Raw genomic sequence first — 23,276 nt, 5'->3', positions numbered from 1 at the left:
GCCCCTGCGCGTCGCAGTCGCCGGCCTCGGCGCCATCGGCTGGAAGGTCGCCACGGCGCTCGACGCCGGGATCGACGGGCTGGCGCTGGCCGCCGTCGCCGGCCGCGACGCGGCGAAGACGGCGGCGCAGGCCGCCCGCCTCGCGACGCGCCCGGAAGTCGTCGCGTCGGCCGCCGACCTGCCGGCGCGTGCCGACATCGTCGTCGACTGCGCGCCCTCGGCGGCGTTCGCGGCGCTGGCGCGTGCCACCGTCGACGCCGGCAGGATCCTGATGAGCGTCAACGCCGGCGCCCTGCTGCGCAACCTCGATCTGGTCGAGCGCGCCAAGGCGACCGGCGGGCGGATCATCGTGCCGACCGGCGCGCTGCTGGGGCTCGACGCCGTGCGCGCCGCCGCCGAGGGCCGCATCGACCGTGTCACGATGATCACGCGGAAGCCGCCGGACGGACTCGAGGGCGCCCCCTACCTGGTCGAGCGCGGCATTTCGCTGGTTGGTCTGAAGCAGGCGACGCGCGTCTTCACCGGCACGGCGAGCGAGGGCGCCAGGGGCTTCCCCGCCAACGTCAACGTCGCCGCCGCGCTGGGTCTGGCCGGCATCGGTCCCGACCGCACGTCGCTGGAGATCTGGGCCGACCCCGCCGTCGACCGCAACATCCACGTCATCGAGGTCGAGGCCGACAGCGCCCGCCTCACCCTGCGCATCGAGAATGTGCCCAGCGCCGAGAACCCCAAGACCGGCCGCATCACCGCGCTCAGCGTCATCGCCTGCCTGCGCGGCATGACCTCCCCGCTCCGCGTCGGCACCTGAATTCCCGCCGCTCCCGCGAAGCCCCTCACTCCAGCCCTCTCCCGCCCGGCGGGAGAGGGAGCATGAAGGCGTCCCGCGTTTCATGCCCCGTCGCCCGTGTGGCGTGAGAGGGAGCATGAGATGCGACATACCCCTCTCCCGCCACGCGGGGGAGGGAGCAACCATTAATCAAACCGGGATCTGCTTGGTCCACGGGGTGCCTCTGGCGAGGACGGCGTTGACGAAGATGACGAGCTTGCGGGCGCAGGCGACGAGGGCCTTCTTGTGAGGTTTGCCCTTGGCGACGAGCGTCTTGTAGACCGGCACGAGGTTGTCGTTCCACCTGAAGGCGGCCGGCAGGGCGGCGTTGAACAGGGCCTTGCGCACGCGGCCGCGTCCGCCGGCGATGTGTCGCTCGCCGCGCAGGGTGCCGGAGTCGCGGTCGAACGGGGCGAGGCCGGCGAGCGCGGCGGCCTGCTCGCGCGACAGCGCGCCGAGCTCGGGCATGAGCACGACCAGGGTCAGCGCGGTGCGGATGCCGACGCCGTCGACGCTGGCGACGAGGTCGAGGCGGCGGGCGAGGTCGGCCTCGGCGCGGACGGTCTTGAGCAGCAGCGCCAGCTCGGCGTCGCGGCGGCGCTCGAGGCGCTGGACGTCGCGCTCGAGGCCGGCGCGCAGGCGCCGGGCGGCGAAGCGCTCGAGGCGGCAGCGGGTCTGGCGCAGGTCGTCCTCGATCTGCTCGATGAAGAGAAGATGCTCCGGCGAGGGGCGCCATCCTCGGATCGGGCGCGGCGCGCACGCCGGCGAGACCGGCGGCGCACCCGGCGATCAGGGCGGCGTCGATCCGGTCGTTCTTGGCCCGGCGCAGCTTGTAGGCGGCGAAGGCGCGGACCTGGCCGGGCTGCAGGACGGCGACCTCGACGCCGGCTCCGCGCAGCGCCGCCGCCACCGCCCTCTCGTAGCCGCCCGACGCCTCGATGCCGGCGCGCCGGACGCCGAGGCCGGCCAGCCGTTCGCGCAGCGCGCGGTGGCCCTCGGCGGTGTTGGGCACCCCGCCATGTGGCGCCGTCCGGCCACAGCGCGATGTCGAGCCAGTCTTGCCGGTGTCGATGCCGGCGACAGGCGTGCTATGTTCGGCCATCTTCGTCGTCCCTGCCTTGCGTGCGAACCGAGGTTGTTCGGGCAACCATCCGGGCCTCGATGAAGTGGTTCGTCCGCGATCCGGCTCCCTCGCGATCCGTCACGATTCCCGGGACCAACGATCCGACGGTCGAACCGCCCAGGGCCGGGTGGCCACCCGGCCCTGGGCATTCCTCGCGGAACGCCCTCATCCTAACCGCTCGCGCTTACGCAAGGGGCCCATCGCGTAGCGATGGGAGGGTGAGGGGCTAAGGACGCGGCGTCTCGCCAGCATCGCGTAGCGCCGCGCCGAGCCGAGCACAGTCGGCACCCCGTCCAGATTCGCCAGCACGTCGGCGTTCCAGAACCGCGGCACGCGGTGGCCGTTCCGTTCGAGATACGCCGTGCGCGCCGCGTCGGCCGTGGCGGCGCCGTCCTCCGCGTGCTGAACGCCGTCGATCTCGACGACCAGCGACGCGCGCCGGCAGGTGAAATCGACGATGTACGGGCCGACCGCGTATCGCCGCGTGAACCTGGCGCCTTCGAAGCGCCGGCCGCGCAGCGCGCGCCACATCGCGCGCTCGGCGTCGGTCGTGTCGCGGCGGAGCTCGCGAGATCGCCGCAGCGCGCGGGCGGGCACCGGAGCGGCGGGGCGGCGCTGGTCGTCCATGGAGGGATCCCGTCCTTGGCCCCTCATCCGCCCCTTCGGGGCGCCTTCTCCCGCGAGCGGGAGAAGGAACGGATCGTGCGCGGGGCGGCCGCGCGCGGGGGAAGGAAGGCGCTACCGGTTCAGCTCGCGCATGGCCTTGTCGATGCCGTCGAGCGTCAGCGGGTACATGCGGTCGCTCATGAGCTGCTTCAGCAGCTGGATCGAGGGCGTGTACTGCCAGTGCCGCTCGGGCACCGGGTTGAGCCACACCGCGGCGCCGTACAGGTCGGTCATGCGCTGCATCCAGACCTGGCCGGCCTCCTCGTTCCAGTGCTCGACGCTGCCGCCGGGGTAGGCGATCTCGTACGGGCTCATCGAGCCGTCGCCGACGAAGACCACCTTGTAGTCCGAGGCGTAGGTGTGCATCAGCTGCTGGGTCGGGATGAAGTCCGTGTGCCGGCGCCGGTTGTCCTTCCACACCTTCTCGTACAGGCAGTTGTGGAAGTAGAAGAACTCGAGGTGCTTGAACTCGGTCCGCGCCGCCGAGAACAGCTCCTCGCAGCCAGCTTGATGTGCCAGTCCATCGAGCCGCCGATGTCGAACAGCACCAGCAGCTTGATCTTGTTGCGCCGCTCCGGGACCATGACGATGTCGAGGAAGCCGGCGTTGCGCGCGGTGCGGCGGATCGTGTCGGCGAGGTCGAACTCGGTCTCGGCGCCCTCGCGGGTGAACTTGCGCAGCCGGCGCAGCGCGATCTTGATGTTGCGCGTGCCCAGCTCGACGGAGTCGTCGAGGTTCTTGTACTCGCGCTTGTCCCACACCTTGACGGCGCGGCCCTCGCGGTTCTTGTCCTGGCCGATGCGCACGCCCTCGGGGTTGAAGCCGTAGGCGCCGAACGGCGAGGTGCCGGCGGTGCCGATCCACTTGCTGCCGCCCTGGTGGCGCTTCTTCTGCTCCTCGAGACGCTTCTTCAGCGTCTCCATCAGCTTCTCCCAGCCGCCCAGCGCCTCGATCTGCGCCTTCTCCTCGTCGGTCAGCAGCTTCTCGGCCAGCTTGCGCAGCCACTCCTCGGGGATCTCGGCCGGCGCGGCCTCGCCGGGCGCCGGCTCGAGGCCCTTGAAGACGTGGCCGAACACCTTGTCGAACTTGTCGATGTTGCGCTCGTCCTTCACCAGGATCGAGCGGCTCAGGTAGTAGAAGTCGTCGACGCTGTAGTCGGCGATGCGCTTGTCCATCGCCTCCATCAGGAACAGGTACTCCTTGATGGAGACCGGCACCTTGGCCTGCTTCAGCTCGAGGAAGAAGTTCACGAACATGGCTGGCTCCTCGGCCCGCGCGTCGCTTCGCCCCCTCCCCACTCGGCTTACCGGGCGCCTGAGGGGGAGGGATACTCAGTTCTTCTCGCGGCGCGCCATGAAGGCGAGGCGCTCGAACAGGTGGACGTCCTGCTCGTTCTTGAGCAGGGCGCCGTGCAGCGGCGGGATCAGCTTCGAGGAGTCCTTGCTGCGCAGCGCGTCCGGCGGGATGTCCTCGACCATCAGCAGCTTCAGCCAGTCGAGCAGCTCGGAGGTCGACGGCTTCTTCTTGAGGCCGGGCACCTCGCGGATGTCGTAGAAGACGGTCATCGCCTCGCGCACGAGGTTGCGCTGGATGTCGGGGTAGTGGACGTCGATGATCTCCGCATCGTCTCCCGGTCGGGGAAGCGGATGTAGTGGAAGAAGCAGCGGCGCAGGAAGGCGTCCGGCAGCTCCTTCTCGTTGTTCGAGGTGATCATCACGATCGGGCGCTGGTGCGCCTTGATGGTCTCGCCGGTCTCGTAGACGAAGAACTCCATGCGGTCGAGTTCCTGCAGCAGGTCGTTGGGGAACTCGATGTCGGCCTTGTCGATCTCGTCGATCAGCAGCACCGGGGCGGCCGGCGGTGAAGGCGTCCCAGAGCTTGCCGCGCTTGATGTAGTTGGCGATGTCGTTGACCCGCTCGTCGCCGAGCTGGCTGTCGCGCAGGCGGGTGACGGCGTCGTACTCGTAGAGGCCCTGCTGCGCCTTGGTGGTCGACTTGATGTGCCACTCGATCAGCGGCGCGCCCAGCGCCTTGGCGACCTCGTGCGCGAGGACGGTCTTGCCGGTGCCCGGCTCGCCCTTGATGAGCAGCGGCCGCTGCAGGGCGATCGCGGCGTTGACGGCCACGCGCAGATCGTCGCTGGCGACGTAGTTTTCCGTTCCGGTGAACTTCATCTCTTCCTCGGGCCCTCGAATCCAGTGCAACGCCCGAAACTACGGGCCGGACCGGGCCCGATCAAGCGCGCCCCCGGAAGACATAGCCGCCATGCGGAACAATGGAAGACGACGGAGGGATCCTGCAAGCGGACACGAACCCCGTGAGGGTTCAGATTGGCCTACGGCGATCAAATTCGGGCATGATGCGCCAACAGGCTATCGATCAAACAGCGAACGCCGTCATATCGGAGCGCGTTGGCATGCAGCCAAGCGACAACATTGCGATTCGCCTAGCAACCATCGCAGACGGTCCTCGCTGCAACGCCTTCTACAACGCAGCGTACGGGACGCGCCGCACATTGGACCAATGGACTTGGGAATTTGGTCGTGCGCAGGGTCCAACGGGCAACTTGCCGTTCGCGATCGCCGAGCTGGACGGCGAGGTCGTCGGGACGCAGGCTCTCATTGTGATCGACTTCCTCGACGCCCTGGGCGTCCGGCCCACTGCAAAGTCCGAGGAAACGCTTGTAGCGCCGTCGATGCGTGGGAAGGATCTATTCGGTCGCCTCTATGAGCCATTGCTAGCGTACGCACGCGACCACGATATCGGCGCCATATGGGGCTTCACGCCAGCGCGCACTGCATTCGAGAGACTCGGGTTTCAAGTCCCGACAACCACGGCACAGGTCATTTGCGCACTTGATGCCGCGGCTGCAATGAGGCTTCGGCCGCAACCGGCCGCCGGGCGCGTCCGATCAGTCGCGGAGCGTATTGCGTCACTTGGAATGGCCACAGCCTCGCGCATTGCTGAATCAAGCTATCGGCCGCCAACCCGGATCAGCCTGCGAACGGAGGAGCGCGCGCCGGATTGGGCGGACGCCTTGAGCCATCGATTTATTGCACGCTGGGGCGGCACAACCATTCACCGATCAAGAGAATACTTGGAGTGGCGTTTCTTCCGAAATCCGTTCGTTCAATCGGAGTTCGTTGCCGCGTACGCCGGCGATGTTCCTGTGGGATACGTGTGCGTTGGCCCAACTGCCGAGGGCGTCACGGCCCTTCTTGATGCGTTTGTCGCTGACGCTGAGGATTCACCGATCACGGCATCCCAGATTATCACTTCGCTATTGAAGGAAGTCATGACCAGGGCGAGGGCCAACGGTTCGTCAGCGATCCGTGGCTGGGCGGGCGTCACTGATCACGCCTTTGACCGAGCGCTGAAATCTGCCGCTAGGCGCTTGGGATGGATTACGGTGCGCCAGGGCAATCCGATGATTGCAATGCTTCTTTCGTCGGTAGGCGGCCGCAGGCAAGTGCCGCCAGTACGCGACTGGTACATCTCGCGGGCGTTTACCGAAGGTTCTGGCGGCTAGACACTCTGAACTACCGATGAGCGTCGTCCGTACAAAACAAGGCGCGCTCTGCCGCCCGCCGGCGGACGAGACCGGGTAGCTTGACGCCCCCAGCAAGCACCCAGCGCCCGAACTGGTCGGCGGCCGCAACGTACTCGCCCCTGTTCAACATCGCGCGCAGCGTGCTCGCCTGGAGCGCGCCCTCGCCGAGGTTGAACGTGAACGACACCAACGCGTCGTACTGGCCCTCGGTCAGCGGCACGCGGACGAGCCGCGCCACGGCGGATTGGAAGCGCTGGAGGTCGAGCAGCAGCAGCGCCTCGGCCTCGGGCGCGGTCACCGTCGTTCCCGGCGCGACATGCGGGCCGGTCGAGCCGTAGCCGACCGTCCAGACGCCGGCCGGGCAGCGGTAGGCGGTCAGGCGCAGCCCCTCGAACGCCTTGACCAGGGCCAGTCCGCGCGCGCCGAGCGGATAGGCGACGCCGGCCGGCCGCATCTCACGCCCGCCCCATCGAGCGGTTGAACGAGCGCTGGCCGAACCAGAAGCAGACGATGGCCGCCCAGATGGCGCGGTCCTCGTCGCCCCACAGCTCCATCACCGTCGCCGCCATCCCGGCGGTCTCGGCGATCGTGGCGAACTGCGCCGCCTTCACGGCGGCGTAGAGCACGAAGAAGCAGAAGGTCAGCGCCGGCCGCACCAGCCCGTTGGCGCCGTCGATCCAGCGCACGCCGCTACGCCGCAGCGAGGCCGCGAACGCCGTCTGGTCGCCGGCCATGTCGGCCATCGCGCCGATCTCGGCCATGCGGGTGTGGTGCCCCGCCATCACCAGGTCCATCTGCATCCGGGCCATCGCGACCTCGTGCGCCCGGTCGGCGCGCGCGGTCAGCAGCTTGAAGACCTCCGGCAGCAACGGCGCCAGGAAGCCCAGCAGCGCACCGAACAGCGTGATCATATCGCGACGCTCCTTCCACGGTGACGGGAGGCCTCAATCGGCCCGCGGGATCCACTTCCAGCCGACGGCCACGGCCAGCGCGCCGAGGATCGCCATGGCGAAGGCCTTGCCCAGCGCCGCCAGCACGCCGGTCTTCACGCTGCGCCAATCCGCCAGCAGCGCGCGCAGCTCGTGGACGTCCTTCGACGCGTCGGCGTCGTGCAGACCGACCGCCGCCAGCGCGCGACGCGCGCCGATCTCGGCGGCGTCCTCGAGCAGGCGCGCGTCGACGCCGCCGTCGCCCGGCCTCTCGGGGGACGTGTTCATCGGAACCTCCATGGGGCGCCGGTCAGGCCGCGACGCCGGCGCCCAGCGCGTCGAGATAGGTCTCGCAGGCGGCGTGCAGCGACGCGGCTTCCACGCCCGACAAGCCGCGCGACACGAAGGCGTAGGCGAGCTGACGGCGGCATGGCGCGCCGTTCCAGCCTAGCGTGCCGGCGCTATTCACCAACCTGCCGTCGCCGATTCCCACACCGCAATCGGGCTTGGCCGCCGCACTGACAACCGCAGCGGCGTAAGCCGCTGCACCATTCCGATAGGCCGCTCTCGTTCCACCAAGCGCGCTTACGATGCTTGAGCCGCGAACGCTTCCGTCGCCGGCCGCCCCGAACGCCCAATTCTGCTCCGAGTTCGACGCGACGATTCCTCGGCCCGTTGCGTCGGAATTGTACTTCACGGAGATGGTAAGAGCCGACGGTACGCGATCGTCGTACGCTGACAGATCCCAGTAGCCGGTCGCCTCCCCATCCGTCCGCGCGTACACCCCGGCCGCGATGTCGCCGACCGACACCGCCGCGTCGAGCGCCGGGTTGTAGGGCGACAGCAGCCGGTCGCCGACCGCCATGAACGACAGTCCGCGGTCGGCCTCGAAGGCCGGCGCGCCCTGCGACTCGGGATCGTGGTGGTTGACGGTCCAGTCGATCAGCGCCGACGCGACGCCGGGCGCCGCGAACATCAGGAAGAAGCGCAGCTTCGCCCACACGCCGGCCGACGCCAGCGTGTCGATCAGGGCGGCGTCGAGCGCGCGGCGCGCCGAGTCGGTCGCGACGCCCAGCGACTGGCGGCGCGCGAACAACGCCTCGGCCTCGGGCCGGTGGCCGGCCGGCGCGGCGCCGAACCGGAGGAAGACGGGATACAGGTTGGTCATCGCCCCGCCCTCACCGGCTCAGCCGCACCGGCACCACGCCCGACGTGAACTCGCCGGCCTTGCAGCCGGCGCGGTACAGCACGCCGTCCTCCGGCTCGTAGCCCAGCCGCTGGGCCGGCGCGCCGAACGCCTCGACGTCGTTCCAGGTGGCGCCGCCGTCGAAGCTGCGCTGCACCGTCACGGTGGCGGTCCACGCCGCGCCGGGCCGCTCGATGGAGAGGTTGAACAGCCCGTGCAGGCGCACCGGCGCGGTGAACTGGTCGGCGGCGGCGATCTCCGCGCGCGCGTAGGCGATCGGCATCGATGTCTCCTTGGCTTCGTCGGATGGGTCGGAAGATCGGGGCGGCGCGTCAGCCGCCGTCGTGGACGACCAGGCGGGTCGACAGCGCCAGCAGCGTGAACGGCAGCGGCTGGCGCTGCTCGATCCGCACCCGGCCGTCGTGGCCGAGGCCCGCCGGTAGATCGATGGCGAGGTCGCCGCTCCACGGCGTCGCCGCGCGGTAGACCAGCGGATCGAGCGGACCGCCGGGCACGCCGGCATGGCCGCCGGCGCTGGCGCGCAGCCGCAGCAGCGCCTTGTGGGCGCGCTTGGCCTTGCCCTGCGCGGTGCCATCCTCGGCGCCGGCCTCCGGCCGCAAGGTCTCGATGGCCGAGACGAACGGCAGGCCGAGCGACACGTCGACCGCCGGCGCGTCGAGCGTCACCGCGCCGCCGCCGGACACCGCGCGCGGCGGCACCGGGACGCCGTCGGCGACGCCGGTCACGACGCGCCCGGCGAGATGGTCGAGGCCCGAGACGGTCGTCACCGGCGCGCCGTGGCGCGACAGGCCGCAATCGACCCGCAGCGCCGTCATCGGCGCGTCGATGTCGCAGCGCTCCATCACCTCGATGAAGCGGTGCGCCGTGGCGCCGACCGGCCGGTTCACGATCAACCACAGCCGGTCGGCGCCCAGTTCGCGCGCTCCCGGCACGCAGGCCAGCGACTCGACCGCGCCATCGGTGGGATGGCGGTGCCAGGCGACGATCTGCTGCGAGCGGTCGTAGGTCATGGCGATCAGTCCGCCGGCGCCCGTGCACGCCCACATCAGCCCGTCGGGCTCCTGCTGCCACGCCAGATCGACGATGCCGCCGGCGCCGACATGCTCGGCCAGCAGCGTCGCGTCGGGCGCGCGGAAGCCGTCGGCGGCGGCGTCGAAGCCAAGCTCGCGCAGCTTGCGTCCGGCGCGCTGCACGAACAGCACGGCCGAGCCGCAGCGCACCGGCCGCGGCGCCGCCGAGCCGTGCACCGTCTCGGCGCGCACCAGCGCGTTGAGCGGCGTCAGCCCGCGGTCCTCGCCCGCCGCCAGCCGGAACTCGCCGCCGGCGGTGCCGATCATCAGGTCGCGCAGCGGCGCCAGCCACAGGATGCCGTTCACCTGGTCGGCCGCCAGCGTGTAGGACAGCCCGCACTCGTCGGTGGTCTCGTGGTCGCCCGACGCGCCGTCGATCGCGACCGTGGGCGAGAACACGTCGTACTCGCCCGCCTTCGACGCCCACACCGTCTGCGGCTGGGCCCGCGTCGCGGCGAAGAACAGGCGCTGCTGGTGGAACGCGACGCAGCGCGGCCAGCCGCGCGAACCGCCCCACGCGCCCAGCCGCCACGCCGCCGTGCCGCCATAGGTGTGCAGCGGCGCGGGGATCGCGATGCGGACCTCGCGCGGGCCCACATAGGTGACGATCCGCGCCCAGCCCCAGCGCGCGCCCTGCTTGAGCCGCACCTGGCGGCCCACGTCCGCGGCCGCGAAGACGTCCTTGGACGACGTGAGCTGCACATCGTCGCCGGTCAGGTTCCAGACGTAGAGCTGGTTGGCGGGATCGAGGTTCTCGGTCGTGAACGGCCCGTCGGAGACCGCCAGCGCGGTCGACGACCACGACAGATGGCCGTAGCGCGCCAGCCGCCGCGGCGCGTGGTCGGCGTGCGTCAGGATCAGCACGTCGCCGGACTGCGCGTGGTCGAGTTCGCGCGCGGCCGCCGACCCGTAGGGCAGCGGCAGCTCCAGATCGACGTCCGACAGCAGCGCGATCGAGCCGACATGGCGCGCGCCGCCGGCCTCGGGTACCGCGATCTCGAGCCACACGTCGGAGCCGCCGGCCGCCACCGCGAAGGCCACGCTGTGCCAGCCGGTGTCCAGCGCGCGCTCCGCGACCAGCTCGGCGCCGCCGGCCGCCGTGCCGACGCGGATCGACACCGGCCCGCCGGCCACCTCGACGCGCAGCGCGCGGTCGGGGCCGGACAACCCCGTGATCAGCCGGCGGGCGCGGGCGCGCGCCGTGGCGCCGGCCGTCAGGTCGAGGCTCGACGGCGCGGCGCCCGCCACCGCCGTCGCGCCGGCGTCCGAGGCGTCGGTCCAGCCGGTCAACGGGCCGGCCGCGACGCCCGCCGGCAGCGCTGGCACGCGCAGCGCGCCGGGACCGTCGACGCCGTCCGACAGGAAGCGGACGGCGCCGGCGGCGATCTCCAGCACGTAGGACTGGTCGACCGAATGCACGAACGGCACCAGCCGCGCCGGCGCCGTCTGGTCCTTGGCCAAGGCCACGAAGCGCGTGCCCGGCCGCCGCGTGACGGCGCCGTGCGGCAGCACGATCATGTTCTCGCACACCGCCAGGCCGCTCTTGTACTGGGCGAGATCCACCCGGCCTGCCAGCCGCGGGCTCAGCTCGCCGGCCGTGAACGAGGGTTGCAGCAAGGCGGCGCGGGTCATGGCGCGTCCCTCCGTCGATCGATCCGTCGGGCCATCACGCGCGCGCCGCGATCCACGAGCTGGCCGGCGCGACGGGCTCGCCGTCCTCCTGCGCGTCGATGCCGCGCGCCTCGCGCAGCCGCAGCTCGTAGAGCCGCCACAGCGACTCCGCGAGCGCCGAGGAGTTCACCAGCGGATACGCCAGCTCGGCCGCCAACCGCGCCGCGATCGTCTCGCGCAGCAGCGCGTCGAACACCGCCGGATCGGCGGGGCGGCGCACGTAGACGACGTCGAGCGACTCCGCGTCGGCCAGGATCCGTCCGCCTTCGACGCGGAACGCCACGCCGCCCTCGACGGCGGCGACGCGCAGGCAGTCCGCCGGCGGCAGGAACTTGTGCGCGAAGCCGAACGGCGGCGCCGCGAGATCGGCCGTCAGCCGCGCCCGCGCCGTGGCGCAGTTCCACGGGTGCGCGCGCAGGACGGCGTCGCGCACGGCGTCGATCCGCCGCTTGCACAGCCGCGCCGGCTCGGACTCGTCGTCGAGCGTCGCGATCGGCGGCGCGCCGATCTTGGCCAGCGCCGCGTTGCACAGATCGACGGTCGTCGTCATGGACGCCTCGCGCGCACGGAATCGATGGACAAGAAAAAAGGGCGGCGCGCCGCCGCCCGCCGGGGAGCGGGATCGACGACGCGCCGCGGGCGCCCGGCCGCGAGGGTGGGACGGCCGGACGCCGGCTCAGTCGGCGCCCGTTCCGAACAGGCGCACGACGAGCGAACCGGACGCCGGCAGCGCCGCGCCGCCGGTCTCGACCTTCAGCCGCACGGTCTCCGACGCGGCCAGCGGATCGCGCGTGGCGGCCACGATGCCGAACAGCTGCGGCACGTCGGCCGCCGGACCGTCGGCCAGCGCGCGGTACTTGCCGGCCTCGTCCGACGTGCCGATCGACAGCTTGCTGCCGGCGACCGAGACGCCCGAGGCGACGACGCCGTAGGCCGGGCGGAAGCCGGCCGGCAGCAGGAACAGCACGATGTCGTCGCCGACCGCCTGCGACGCCAGCGTCACCGTCGCCTGGAAGCAGCGCACGCGGCTGTACCAGACGCCCGGCGGGTTGAAGACCGGCGGCTTGGCCAGGGTGTTGGCGTGCTCGAGGGAATTGGTCGTGGTCATGGTCTCTCCTCCGCGCTCAGGCCGCTTCGACGCACTGGATCTCGACGACGCGCTCCTCCTCCATCCGGGCGGCGCCGACGGACATGGAGAAGTAGACCTGCGTCGCGTAGTTCTTGTCCGGCCGCTCGGTCATCTTGGCGACCGGCTCGGCGCCGACCGACAGCAGCAGCCCGTCGCGCGTCCACGCCATGCAGCGCCGCGCGCCGCCGCCGCTCAGCGGCAGACGCTGCGTGCGGATGAAGCGGAAGCCGAGGAACGTGTCGACCTCGCCCTGGACCAGCGCCTTGACCGAGTTGTAGTCGGCGCTCGCGACCTCGTCCTCCGACAGCAGGTTGGCGATCTGCTTGGCGGTGCAGGCGATGAAGCGCGGCTCGTCGGGGTCGATGTCGGCGGCGTCGAACAGCTCCTTGGCCGCCAACAGCTTGGCGACCGTGAGGCCCGTCGCGCTGGCCGGCACGACCTGCGACGCCGGGAACGGCACGTCGGTCTGGCCGTTCTCGCCGGCCTGCGCCACGCCGGTGGCCGCCGCGACGATCTCGTCGTCCATGGCGCGGCCCATCGCCCACGCCGCGGCGGTGACGTAGTGCGACGCCGGGTCGATCGACAGCCGCACGCGGTCGACGTTGTCGATCAGGTCGGCCCAGTCGTAGTCGACCAGGGTGACGCGGCGGCGCGAGTGCGGCACGTCGATGCGCGGCGTGTCGCCGTGGCGCGAGGTGCGGCGGATCGCGGCGGTGCGGCCGATGCGGTCGTAGAACACCGCCTTGCCGACGTGGCGCTCCTCGCGCACCGCCTCGCGCAGGCGCGAGCCCTTCTGCTGCGCCACGAGCGTGACGTTGTGGCTGTACTGCTGGATGAACGCTTCGCTGATCTGGATGGACATGGGACCTCCTCGCGGCGCCGGTCGCGCCGCGCGATGGATGCGGGTTGTCCGCGCGCGACGCCGGGCCGTTCTCCCGCGGGCGGCGGGGCGGCTGGTCCGGCCGCCGCGGTGGCGGGCCCGTGGGTGGAACCGGACGCCCGCGCGTCCGGAGGACCGCCGGACCGCGAGCGCGTCGCGGCTGCCCGGCCGGAACGATGGCGCGGCCTATCGGGGTCGCGGCCCCCACAGGCTGTGGCCCACGCGCAGCGTGTCGGCGGCCAGCGCGGTGCCACCGCCGAAGCGGCGCATCCGCGCCTCGGCCTCGAGGCGCTCGGCCTGGACCTCGCCGCGGTAGCGCAGGGTCAGCGCGTCGAGCTCGGCGTCCTGCGCGATGTCGTCGAGCGCGTCCTGCGGCGAGCCGTCGAGCGTCACGCCCGACGCGAGGAAGCGCGTGCGCGCGGTGCCGAGCAGCTTGGCCGATTTACGGCGCTGCGCCGCCTCGGCCAGCGCCGCGTCCTGCCGCGCCTGGCGGGCGGCGGCCGACGCGGCCGAGGCCTGCGACATGGATTGCGTGAACGAGCCGACGGCGCTGATGGCAGCGGCGACGGGAAGCGCCCAGGACATTTCCAGCCCCTACGCCGCGAGCAGTTCGGCTTCGACCGCGCGCCGCGTCGTGGCGTCGTAGGTCCACGGACCGGCGTCGGGCGCGCGGAGCGGCGCATCCGAGGCCGACGGCGCCATCGGCAGGATGCGCGCGAACCGCAGATGGTCGGCGCCGTCGGGCCCATAGCCCGCCATGCGGCCCTCGTAGACGAAGCCCAGCCGCGACAGCCAGCGCGCCGCGGCGGCTTCGCCCTGCCGCACGGTCGCCTGCAGCCGGTGGCAGCGCCACGCCGGCTGGTGCCGCGCCAGCAACCCGAGGATCGCGCGGTGGAACGCCACGCGCCGGCGCTCGACCAACGGCGACACCAGCGCCCAGCCCTCGGCCACGCCCGGCCACAGCTCGATGGCGCCGGCGCAGAACACCAGCCGGTCGCCGCAGAAGCCGGTGAAGGCCGGGCCGGCCTCCGCGCACATCGCGGCCCGCGCCGCGGTGTCGCCCAGCGCCAGCAGCTCGCGCCGCGCCGCCGCGCGCGGCTCGATGCGCTCGACGTCGCCGGCATCGAACGGCCGGATCCGGAGGCGGCTCGCCGCCGCGGTCGTCGACAGGATCATCTGATCGTCCCTCCCTTTCGCGACGCTTCAGCCGTAGGCCGATTCGAACAGCCGGCGGACCTCCTCCACGGCGTGCGCGTGGCGCGGATCGTCGCGCTGGAAATAGGGATGGCCGCGGTCCGCGAAGACCTCGGCGATGCGCCGCTTGGCGTCGACCGCCGACGAGAATCCGGCGCCGGCGCCGGGCCCCTCGAGACGGTGCTCGCCGACCAGGTCGCCGATCCGCGCGCAGAACCGGATGAAGGCGGGATCGTCGCCCAGCCCCTCGGCGACACGCTCGCGCAGTTCGTCGTCGGCGAAGCGGCGCAGCGCGTCGTTGGCGCGCCGCAGGCGGTCGTCGAAGCGGTGCGCCCATTCCGCGCGCAGCGCCTCCCGCGCGCCGTCGCGCCGCGACTCGACCATCCGCCGCTGCTGCGCCACGTCGTCGCGGTTCAGGTCGAGCCACCACGCGTAGAGCCCGGCGGCCTGCTCCGGCAGCAATCCGAGCGCGTGCGCCCGTTCGCGGAACGCGGACTCCAGTCCCTCGTCGTACGGCAGCTCCATTTCGGCCGGGCGCTCCAGGCTGTAGCCGTCGGGCGAGCGCGGCCGGCCCAGCCGGTCGAACACCATCGCCCACGCCTCGGGATCGGCGTTGCGACCGGGCACCGGGATCCGGTCGGCGCCGACGAGTCGCTGCGCGTGGATGTAGCCTTTCGCGAGGCCGGCGACGTCGCGCACGTCGCGCAGGGTGGGATCGTCGCGCAGTTCCAGCGGCAGCGCGTCGCGCCAGTCCACCGCCGGCGCGGGCGCGGCCGTCTCGACCGGGCGGTCGATGTCGTCGACGCCACGCACGAGCGTGTCCTCAGGCGACGGGTCGCGCGGGTACGGATATCCGGATTCCATCGGGCACTCCTTGGTCGGACGCGATCGGATGGGCTCGCGCGGTCGCGGCGGGCCGCACTCGTGTTCACTCGGGAATTTCGTGGTCGCGGGCTAGCGTCCGGCGTCGGACGGCGCGTCGGAACCGCGTGGACGCGGATCGAGAATCCCGCCGATCCGCAGCCACACCGCGCGCATGCCCTCGCGGCGCGCGCTCTCGACGGCGTCACCGCGCACGTAGGTCGGCGCGGCGGCGAAGCAGGCGCGCCCGAGATCGTCGAGCACCCGCACGCCATCCGGCGAGTCGAACACGGCGGCGTAGAGGCGGCGGCGTTCGCGTTCGTCGCCGATCCCGGGACCCCGTCCGGCGTCGCCGGAAACCTCCGGTGTCGTCACGACGCACCGCCACGCGCCGGGCCGACCGGCGCCGCGCTTGCGCCGCCACGCAGCATCGCGAGCAACGGATCGCCTACCGGCGCCTCCACAGGGGCGCCGCCGGGCCGCGTGGCCCCGGACAGGGCGGCGCCGGCCTCCGTCATCTCCTCGGCGCGGCGGCGTCGCAGGCCGGCGAGCTGCCGCTCGTCGCGCAGCAGGCCGCGCGGCAATCCCTCGCGCGCGGCGACGTGGCGGATCAGCTTCTCCGCGTCGATCAGGTCGAGCAGCGACGGGTCGGCGGCCATGAAGGGCTGCGCCATCTGCGTCACCCGCCCGATCGCCTGGGTCTCGTCGGCGCGCTGGGCGCGCGCGATCGGCGAGGTGTAGTCGACGCGCAGCCGTCCGCCGACCGCCTTACGCAGCGCCGCCGGTGGCGGCGCGATCCGGCCGAGCCGCGCCAGGATCGCGAAGGCGCGCGCGATCAGCGGGCGCAACAGCTCGCTCTGCAGGCGTCCGAGCACCGGCCCCATTAGCCGCAGCTTCTCCTCCGTCCTCTGGAGCACCTCCGTCGCCGTCATCTGCGGTCCCTCGGCCAGCCGCAGCTGGTCGACGAAGAACGCGGCGCGGATGAACTGCCGCCGCCGCTCCTCCATCTCGAGGCCGAGGCGCACGTCGCCGGCGAAGGGCAGCGGCTGGATGCGGTCCTGCGCGCCGGCGCGGTAGAAATTGATGCTCCCCGGCGACGTCGCGATCTTTCCGACGAAACCGTCGTCGGGCAGCATGATCGGCGGATCGACCGCCTTCTGCGCCGACAGCAGCGACGTGCGGCACATCTCGTTGAGCGCCTTCATGTCGGCCAGCGCCGACATCGCGGGCGAGCGGCCGTAGACCTCGCCGGTCCCCTTGCTCCAGCGCGGCACCATGTACGGAAACTCATGGTACGCGCCGCGGGACACCACGCGGCGATCCTCGGCGCAGACGTAGACCGAGACGTAGCGCGCGCGGGACGCCGCGGCGCCCTCGCCGCCCGGCGCGCCGTCGACGTCGTCGGCCGAGGGGAACACCGCGTGGATGAACGAGAACGGACGGTCGGGCTCGCGCGCGGCCGCCTCGCGCAGCTTCGCGCCCAGAGCGGCGGCGCCGAAGGCCTGGACCGCCTGGCGCGCGGTGAACGGGAAGCGGCGCATCACGGTGTCGATCGCGCCGAACGCGTCCTCGGCGACGGCGATCTCCGCCAGGGACCTGGTGGCGAAGCGCAGCCGTCCCCCGGTCTCGTCGAGGTAGAGGCAGCCCGTGCCGAAGCAACCGAGATCCAGATAGAGCTCGTGCGCCTGGGTCGCGAAGTTGCTCTCCTCCAGCGCCTCGGCCAGCGAGTCGCCGGCGGCCGCCAGCCACCCGCGCGCCGCGTCGGCCAGCGCGTCGTCGTCGATCCCGGCGATGTCGAGCTGGAACCAGCGCGTCGCCGGATTCGTCAACATGCCGTGCAGCGCCGCCGCCAGCAGCTCGTTGGCGTGGATGCCCGTGGAGTCCAGCAGCTGGCGCCCGCGCATGTCCCCGACGACTGGCGGGCCGCCGATCTCGGCCCGCCGCGGCAGCACGTGGTCCGCGACCTGCGCCCAGTGCGTCTCCCAGGGCTGGCGCGCCGCGAACAACTGGTCGCAGCGACGCAGGATCGCCGCCGCCAGGACCGCGCCCTCGGCCGGCGTCGACACGCCGTCGTCGCCACCGGCGACCGGGCGCGATGCCGGCGCCGCGCCGGGGCCGTCGGATCGCGCCATCATGGCCCGCGCGCTCATTCGCCGAGCAGCCGCTTGGCGGCCACCGGCGGCGGCGCCGAGGCGCCGGATCCGGACAGGATCAGCGCGTCGCGGCCGACCGCCGCCGCCTGGAGCCGGCGCCGGCGCCGCTCCTCCTCGACACGCGGATCGTCGCGCGACGGCGCCTGCCGGACCTTCGGCGGTTTGGGCATCACGAAAGCCATCGGGTCATCCTCCGCGACCGAGGGAAGCCAGTGTCAGTTGGAAGCGGACGCGCCTTCGTCGCGCGACAGGGCGCGCAACGCGTCCCGCCGCGCCGTGCGTTCGACGACGCCGAGATGGCGCAGGAACGCGTCGAGCCGGTCGCGCGCGCCCGGATTCGCGGCGCCCGCCTCGTAGGCGGCGCACAAGGCGTCGACGGCGATGCGCGCGGCGGCGCGCCCGTGGCGCGGCGTCAGCGCGCGGGCGATCCGCGTCGCCGCCGCCTCGAGGTCCTCGTAGGCGCGGTCGAAAGGCGGCGTCGCCCGGCCGCGCCGCGCGGCGCCCTCGTGCAGGACGACGCCGAGCGTCGAGCGCGCGAACAGCGCCTCGGCCGCCGACTCCGCCGCCGCGCCGCGCGCCTCCACGCCCGGCGCGGTGTCGTCGAGCGCGAGACGGTGCGCCGCCGCGAGCCGCGCCGCGGCCGCCGCCGTCACCGGCGAGGCGCGCAGCGCCGCCATCAGCGCGAAGCGCGGCCGCAGCCCCGTCTCGACCAGCTCGGCCGTCAGACGCGCGCGGTGCGGCGACGGACAGAGCTCGACCAGGCGCGCCAACGCGTCGTCTCCACGTTCCTCGATCGCCGCGACGATTCCGCCGCGTGTCGCCACAGGCAGCAGGCGCCGGCGATCCTCGGCGACGCCCATCTCCGCCTGGAGCGCCAGGCCCCGCGCGATCAGCCCGGCGGCGGCGCCGTCGTGCCCCGGCGTGCCCAGCCGCGCCAGCGACGCGCGCAGCGCGGGATGGCCGAAGGCCTCGCCGGCCGGATCGTCGCGCAGGCGCCGCGCGCGCCCGCGGCGCAGGATCGCGAGATGGTGGTCGGCGTCCTCCGCCGACATCGGGTCGACGGACGCGTCGGCGGCGCGGTCATCGACTTCGTCCATCGCGACGTTCGCCGTCGACGACCAGCGCTCGACCTCGAAGCGCCGGCGCGCGCCATCCGCGGCGGCGACGACGCGCCGGTGGCGCTCACCGGCGCGGATGCGTCGTCCGAGTTCGTCGGCGTCGCCGGCACGCCGCGCCTCCGCGATCCAGCCATCGACGTCGAAGCGCGCCGAATCCCGCCCCTCACGCGCGGCGGCGGCGTCCGCTTCGATCGCGCCCTCCACGCCGGCCGCCTCGATCGCGGCGCGGGTGGCGCTGGCGGCGCGCGCGCGCTCGACGAGATCGCCGTGCGCGTCGCCGACGCGCCGGCGCCACGCCGGCTGTTCGAGCAGACGCGCGGCGCCCGCCGGATCGACATCGACCAGCCGCGCGACCGCGCCCTCGGTCGTCTCGCGCTCGAACCGCGCGATCGCCCGGTCGCGCTCGCGCGCCGGCACCAGCAGCGGGTTGGCCTCGAGCAGCGCGCGCGCCTCCGCGATTCCACCATCGATCCCGTCGGGCGCCTCGACGGCGCGCGCGGCGATGGCCGCGAGCCGGGCGTCGAGCGATCCCCGCAGGTCGGCGACCCGCGCGCCGTGCTCGACGCGCACCGCCTCGGCCAAGGTCGCGCGCCGCGCCGTCCGCAGCGCCTCGTCGAGACGGCGGCGCGCCTCCGGCGACGGCGCCTCCTCCAGACGCCGCGCGATGTCGGCGTCGATCCGCGTCGTCAGCCCGCGTGCGAGGCCGTCGTCGCGCCGCGCCTCGGCGGCGTCCCGCGGTTCGATGCCCGCCTCGAACGCCTCGCGCCACGCCAGCCGGGCGTCGTGCGTCTGCGACGACACGAAGTGGTCGTCCTCGCGCGCCCGGACGCGGTCGAACACGGCGCGGGCCTCGGCCGGCAACGCGTCGGCGCCGCCCGGCCGCGCGGGCATGCGCGGCGGATCGATCAGCGACGCGCCGTCGGGGTCGCCCCCCGCGTCCGGCGCCGGCCAGAGATCGATGTCGAATCCTTGCGGCGCGGACGACACGGGCATGCGTGGACTCCGCCGCCCCGGGGTCCGGCGCGGTGCTGGTTGATGCGGAATGTCGTTGGTGTCGGATCGGAAGCGGCGTCCATCCACGGATCGCCAGCTTAATGAAAACAGCCTACTCCAGTTCGACTCGATCAGCTATATTCGGGAGAATCTTATATATATTCGTCAACTATCGGTAATCACTACGCTATCCAGCAACCCGCCGGAAAACCAACCGCCTTTCGCCGACAGCGGAGCCTGACCGCTCCGTCCATAGGGGCATTCCGTACGCGGCCATATGAAACCCAGTTACGACTTGGAAACATTGGATTTTTTGACTGTGTTCACGACTTCGTGATAGCCACATCGACCTCGAATCGGTGTTGTATGTCGCCTAGGCGTCGGATCAGGCGGACGACGGCGCGAAGCGGATCAGCAGTCCGTCCACATTTTCTGAGAGGAACGAGAACATGCGCAAGGGGCTGATCGTCGGCGCCATCGGATTGGCGCTCGCCGGCGCGCTCGTGGGCGGTGTCGCCATCGCCCAGGCGACCGACCCGATCGCGGCGCGCAAGGACAACCGCAAGCAGGCGGGCGGCCAGATGAAGGCGATCAAGGGCGCGATCGACGCCAAGGGACCCGCCTCCGCGGTCGTCCCGGCGGCGGCGAAGCTCAAGGAGCTGAGCGCCGCCCACGCCGGCCTCTACCCGGCCGGGTCGGACAAGGGCGAGACCAAGGCGCTGCCGAACATCTGGACCGACAAGGCCGGCTTCACGGCGGCGGTCAAGGCGGAGTCCGACGCCATCGACGCGCTGCAGGCCGCGGCCGGCACCGGCGACATGGAGAAGGTCGGCGCGGCCTTCGGCGCGGTCGGCAAGAGCTGCGGCGGCTGCCACGAGAAGTTCCGCGCGAAATAGGCGCGACGCCCGCCGCGCGGCGGGCGCGACCTCCGGATCACGGCCGGTCGGCGTTCGACCGGCCGTTTTCTTTGGCCGCTATCCGGCCACGCGAAGCGCGAGATAGACTAGCGCCGCCGCCGCGACCAGGCACGACAGCGCGACGCCCGATCCGACGAAGCGCAGCTTCGGCGTGTCGGCGAACGGCCACGGCTTGCGGCCGGTGATCATCGCCGCGATCAGGTTCTGCTTCTTGACGACGAGGTAGACCAGCGCCGCGGCCACGTGCAGCGCCACCATCAGGAACAGCAGGTTGATCCAGAGCTTGTGCAGCGAGGTCATGGCCTTGACCCAGCCCTCGCTCGCCTTGGCCACCAGCGGACCGTCGACCAGGATGTCGTCGGTGGTGAAAAGCCCGCTGCCGGCCTGCACGAACAGCGCCAGGATCAGCGCCACCACCATCCAGCCGCCGACGGGATTGTGGCCGACGTCCTTGGGCGCGTGCGGCCCGAGCAGCTCCTTGAGGTGCGCGACGCCCGCCATCGGTCCGCGCACGAAATCCGAGAACCGCGCCGTCGTGCTGCCGATGATCCCCCAGACGATCCGGAAGATCAGCAGCGTGAGGATCGCGTAGCCGGCCCAGAAGTGCCAACGCAGCCATTCGCCCGCCATCTTGCCGGTCACGACCTGGAAGATCAGCAGCAGGACGAGCGTCCAGTGGAACAGCCGCGTCGGCAGATCCCACACGCGGATCGTGCGCGGCGTCTTGTCGTCGGGCATTCACGGCTCCTGTTGGCGCTCGACGCCAGTTTGCGGCCGCCGCCGTCCGCGGGCAACCGGCTTCGCGGCGCTCACGGCAGGATGCGGTAGGCGCTGTCGGTGCGGGTCTGGCGCGGGAACAGGTAGGGATCGTCGCCGACGCCGTGGTCGCGGACCGGATAGGCGAAGGTCAGCGCCAGCGCGTCGGCGGCGTCGGGCGAGCCCTCGCCGCGGGCGCGCAGGTCGTCCTTCGACTCGATGCGCAGCCGGCCGCGGGCGTCGAAGGCGTAGCCCGGCGCGCCGATCTCGCGCGCCAGCGCCTCGTCGGCGGCCGGCAGCACGCCACCCTCCTGCAACCAGTCGCGCATCCGGCTCCACATCTCGGCCCGCAGATTGGCGAAGCGGCGCTCGTCGGCGGCGCGTCCGCCGGCGCCGACATCGACCACGCGGTGGCCGAGCTGGCGCAACCGGTCGACCACGCCACCACCCACGCCGACGCCGTCGACGAACACCTGGCGCGGCCGCCACGCCAGGATCAGCTCGGCGACGCTCGCGGCGAGCTGCATCGTGTCGAGGCGACGCCAGCGCTGGACGCGCGCCACCACGCCCCCGATCCGCAGCAGGGCCACGGAGTCGTCGTCGCCGAAGCGCGCCACGTCGACGCCGAGCACGGCGGCGCCGGGACGGCCGTCGCGCACCGCGCGCGTCCGCGCCAGCGCCAGCAGATCGGCGCCGACGAAGCGCTCGGCCGACACGCGCGGGAACTCGCCGCGCACGCGCACCCTGACGAAGTCGCTGTCCTCGCCGTAATCGGCGATCCACCGGCCGATCTGGTCGGAATCGGCGCGCACGGCGTCGCGCGCGTCGACCCTGAAGGTGCGCCAGCGATGCGCCTGGCGGCCGAAGCAGTCGGCGAAGCGTCCCTCGACGCGCGTCGGGTTGCCGAACACCATCCACATCGCGCCCGGCGTCGTCATCGCGCCCTCGGTGACCTCCCACACCGCGTCGTCGATCGCGCTGGCCTCGTCGTAGACCACCAGCACATGGCGCTCGTGGGTGCCGGCGAACGCCTCCGGCCGCTCCCGGCTCCACGGCACCGCCGCGGCGAACCACGTGCGCTCGGCGCCGCGCCGCGCCAGCCGGTCGGCGGTCATCGCGAAATCGGCGCCGACCAGGCACAGGCGGCGCCACTTCGCCAGCTCGCGCCACGTCTTGGTCGCGAGCTGGCGCGTGGTGTTGGCGGTGACGACGACCTGCGGATCGGCGCGCGTCGCCAGGAACCACAGGACGATCCAGGCGACCAGCGCCGTCTTGCCGACGCCGTGGCCCGACGACACCGCGATCCGCGGCGCCTCGCCGCGCGCCAGCGACGCGCCGATGGCGTCCAGCACCGCCGCCTGCCAGCGGTCCGGTCCCGCCATGTCGGCGAGATCGCCGACGCCCCAGTCGAACGCGAACCTCACGAAGCCCGACGGATCGTCGCGGAACGCCGCCATGCGCTCGGACAAAGACTCCGCGATCGCGGCGCGCGGCGGCGCGGTCCGCGCGGGCTCCGCGGCATCAGACGGCGTCGTCGCCTTCGTCGTCCCGGTCGACCGCTTCGACGGCGCCGCCCCGCGCACCGGAGCCGCCGGCGAGGCGCGATGCGGACGTGTGGCCATGTCGATCCTCCGTGATGCGCGCCAAGGCCGGGGCGTCGAGGCGCGTCAGCGCGCGGCGCACGCGCGCCGCCTTCTCGGCCGCCGTGGCCGGATCGCCGTCCTCTGCGCCGCGGCCGGCGAAGGCCGCCGCCGCGGCGCGCCGCGTCGCGACCTGCCAGTGCAGCTCGGCGAGCTTTACCTTCGTCTCCGGCAGGGTCGCGCTCTTGACGCCACGCGCCAGCGCCAGCGCCTCGTCGATCAACAGCTCGGCGTGACCGGCGCGGGCGTTCAGCCACGCGGTCCTGAACTCGTCCACCGTCTCGATCCACTTCAGGATCGTCGGCCATGGCGGCATGCCGGGCGCGCCGGCGAGCGCGCGCACGTCGACGCCCTCCGCGACGCGGCGGCAGATCTCCCGCCCCAGCGTCGTCGTGTAACGTAAGCGCCGCAGCTGGATGGCCGACCGACGCGGCGGCTTGCCGGGCCCCTTGGTGGCCGCGGACGGCGGTTTCCTCATCGGCGGACGGCTCCGGTCGCGGCGTCGGGCGCGCGGGCGGCGCCACGCGCCGTCCGAACACGCCGGGCCGCTCGAGAAAGGGGGGAAATTGGATGACGGAACGCCGGGCGCGCCA

General features: G+C 72.6%; 23 protein-coding genes and 3 pseudogenes. 3 read left to right on the top strand and 23 right to left on the bottom strand.

The window, feature by feature from the left end; all coding sequences use genetic code 11:
* Positions 1-4: 4 nt before the first annotated feature.
* Positions 5-808, top strand: a complete 804-nt coding sequence (locus tag IPK81_15900) for an aspartate dehydrogenase (GenBank protein ID QQS15144.1) — start codon at positions 5-7, stop codon at positions 806-808.
* 168 nt (positions 809-976) lie between these two features.
* Here the strand turns inward: IPK81_15900 and IPK81_15895 are convergent.
* From IPK81_15895 to IPK81_15880, 4 genes and pseudogenes are all read right to left on the bottom strand, one after another.
* Positions 977-1,928 (bottom strand): annotated as a pseudogene (locus IPK81_15895) (transposase).
* Positions 1,929-2,114: 186 nt separating this feature from the next.
* A complete protein-coding gene (locus tag IPK81_15890) occupies positions 2,115-2,576 on the bottom strand; it encodes a DUF559 domain-containing protein (protein ID QQS11075.1) in 462 nt (153 codons plus the stop codon).
* Positions 2,577-2,687: 111 nt separating this feature from the next.
* Positions 2,688-3,871 (bottom strand): annotated as a pseudogene (locus tag IPK81_15885) (VWA domain-containing protein).
* 75 nt (positions 3,872-3,946) lie between these two features.
* A pseudogene (locus tag IPK81_15880) lies at positions 3,947-4,789 on the bottom strand (MoxR family ATPase).
* 242 nt (positions 4,790-5,031) lie between these two features.
* On the opposite strand from IPK81_15880, the gene IPK81_15875 reads away from it, so the two are divergent.
* Positions 5,032-6,144 (top strand): GNAT family N-acetyltransferase, encoded by a 1,113-nt coding sequence (locus tag IPK81_15875; GenBank protein ID QQS11074.1) that lies wholly within the window; start codon positions 5,032-5,034, stop codon positions 6,142-6,144.
* 10 nt (positions 6,145-6,154) lie between these two features.
* Here the strand turns inward: IPK81_15875 and IPK81_15870 are convergent, their stop codons facing one another.
* The 16 genes from IPK81_15870 to IPK81_15795 form a co-directional block, all read right to left on the bottom strand.
* Entirely contained in the window at positions 6,155-6,619 is a 465-nt protein-coding gene (locus tag IPK81_15870) for a lysozyme (GenBank protein ID QQS11073.1), read from the bottom strand.
* A gap of 1 nt (position 6,620) precedes the next feature.
* Positions 6,621-7,076: a hypothetical protein gene (locus tag IPK81_15865; GenBank protein ID QQS11072.1), complete on the bottom strand. Its 456-nt coding sequence runs from the start codon at positions 7,074-7,076 to the stop codon at positions 6,621-6,623.
* 33 nt (positions 7,077-7,109) lie between these two features.
* Positions 7,110-7,382: a hypothetical protein gene (locus IPK81_15860; GenBank protein ID QQS11071.1), complete on the bottom strand. Its 273-nt coding sequence runs from the start codon at positions 7,380-7,382 to the stop codon at positions 7,110-7,112.
* Between the two features lie 22 nt (positions 7,383-7,404).
* Complete coding sequence (locus tag IPK81_15855) at positions 7,405-8,262, bottom strand: hypothetical protein (protein QQS11070.1); 858 nt, start codon at positions 8,260-8,262, stop codon at positions 7,405-7,407.
* Positions 8,263-8,272: 10 nt separating this feature from the next.
* Complete coding sequence (locus tag IPK81_15850; protein QQS11069.1) at positions 8,273-8,563, bottom strand: hypothetical protein; 291 nt, start codon at positions 8,561-8,563, stop codon at positions 8,273-8,275.
* A gap of 49 nt (positions 8,564-8,612) precedes the next feature.
* The gene (locus IPK81_15845) at positions 8,613-11,003 is read right to left on the bottom strand and encodes a hypothetical protein (protein ID QQS11068.1); all 2,391 of its coding nucleotides are present in this window, start codon (positions 11,001-11,003) and stop codon (positions 8,613-8,615) included.
* A gap of 34 nt (positions 11,004-11,037) precedes the next feature.
* Positions 11,038-11,592 carry a hypothetical protein gene (locus tag IPK81_15840; protein QQS11067.1) on the bottom strand — a complete coding sequence of 185 codons (555 nt, stop codon included), beginning with the start codon at positions 11,590-11,592 and terminating at the stop codon, positions 11,038-11,040.
* A 126-nt stretch (positions 11,593-11,718) separates the two neighbouring features.
* Positions 11,719-12,150: a hypothetical protein gene (locus IPK81_15835; protein QQS11066.1), complete on the bottom strand. Its 432-nt coding sequence runs from the start codon at positions 12,148-12,150 to the stop codon at positions 11,719-11,721.
* Positions 12,151-12,166: 16 nt separating this feature from the next.
* The gene (locus IPK81_15830; protein QQS11065.1) at positions 12,167-13,033 is read right to left on the bottom strand and encodes a hypothetical protein; all 867 of its coding nucleotides are present in this window, start codon (positions 13,031-13,033) and stop codon (positions 12,167-12,169) included.
* A gap of 204 nt (positions 13,034-13,237) precedes the next feature.
* Positions 13,238-13,636, bottom strand: a complete 399-nt coding sequence (locus tag IPK81_15825; protein ID QQS11064.1) for a hypothetical protein — start codon at positions 13,634-13,636, stop codon at positions 13,238-13,240.
* A gap of 9 nt (positions 13,637-13,645) precedes the next feature.
* A complete protein-coding gene (locus IPK81_15820) occupies positions 13,646-14,227 on the bottom strand; it encodes a hypothetical protein (protein QQS11063.1) in 582 nt (193 codons plus the stop codon).
* A 27-nt stretch (positions 14,228-14,254) separates the two neighbouring features.
* Positions 14,255-15,109 (bottom strand): hypothetical protein, encoded by an 855-nt coding sequence (locus tag IPK81_15815; GenBank protein ID QQS11062.1) that lies wholly within the window; start codon positions 15,107-15,109, stop codon positions 14,255-14,257.
* A 90-nt stretch (positions 15,110-15,199) separates the two neighbouring features.
* Complete coding sequence (locus IPK81_15810; GenBank protein ID QQS11061.1) at positions 15,200-15,481, bottom strand: hypothetical protein; 282 nt, start codon at positions 15,479-15,481, stop codon at positions 15,200-15,202.
* Positions 15,478-17,256 carry a head-tail connector protein gene (locus tag IPK81_15805; GenBank protein QQS11060.1) on the bottom strand — a complete coding sequence of 593 codons (1,779 nt, stop codon included), beginning with the start codon at positions 17,254-17,256 and terminating at the stop codon, positions 15,478-15,480. The genes IPK81_15810 and IPK81_15805 overlap by 4 nt, the downstream gene beginning before the upstream one ends.
* Positions 17,253-17,441: a hypothetical protein gene (locus IPK81_15800; GenBank protein QQS11059.1), complete on the bottom strand. Its 189-nt coding sequence runs from the start codon at positions 17,439-17,441 to the stop codon at positions 17,253-17,255. The genes IPK81_15805 and IPK81_15800 overlap by 4 nt, the downstream gene beginning before the upstream one ends.
* 33 nt (positions 17,442-17,474) lie before the next feature.
* A complete protein-coding gene (locus IPK81_15795) occupies positions 17,475-19,370 on the bottom strand; it encodes a hypothetical protein (protein QQS11058.1) in 1,896 nt (631 codons plus the stop codon).
* Positions 19,371-19,819: 449 nt separating this feature from the next.
* On the opposite strand from IPK81_15795, the gene IPK81_15790 reads away from it, so the two are divergent.
* Positions 19,820-20,266: a cytochrome c gene (locus IPK81_15790; GenBank protein ID QQS11057.1), complete on the top strand. Its 447-nt coding sequence runs from the start codon at positions 19,820-19,822 to the stop codon at positions 20,264-20,266.
* 78 nt (positions 20,267-20,344) lie between these two features.
* Here IPK81_15790 and IPK81_15785 read toward each other — a convergent pair whose 3' ends face one another.
* The 3 genes from IPK81_15785 to IPK81_15775 all read right to left on the bottom strand — a co-directional run bounded on the left by IPK81_15785 (position 20,345) and on the right by IPK81_15775 (position 23,161).
* A complete protein-coding gene (locus IPK81_15785; protein QQS11056.1) occupies positions 20,345-21,025 on the bottom strand; it encodes a cytochrome b/b6 domain-containing protein in 681 nt (226 codons plus the stop codon).
* 71 nt (positions 21,026-21,096) lie between these two features.
* On the bottom strand, positions 21,097-22,500 hold the full coding sequence (locus IPK81_15780; GenBank protein QQS11055.1) for a terminase: 1,404 nt from the start codon (positions 22,498-22,500) through the stop codon (positions 21,097-21,099).
* Between the two features lie 64 nt (positions 22,501-22,564).
* Entirely contained in the window at positions 22,565-23,161 is a 597-nt protein-coding gene (locus IPK81_15775; GenBank protein QQS11054.1) for a hypothetical protein, read from the bottom strand.
* Positions 23,162-23,276 lie beyond the last annotated feature (115 nt).

Source organism: Rhodospirillales bacterium (assembly GCA_016699855.1).
Classification (GTDB): domain Bacteria; phylum Pseudomonadota; class Alphaproteobacteria; order Reyranellales; family Reyranellaceae.
Note: the sequence above shows the minus strand (reverse complement) of the source record. Positions and strands in the feature narration are given on the sequence as shown.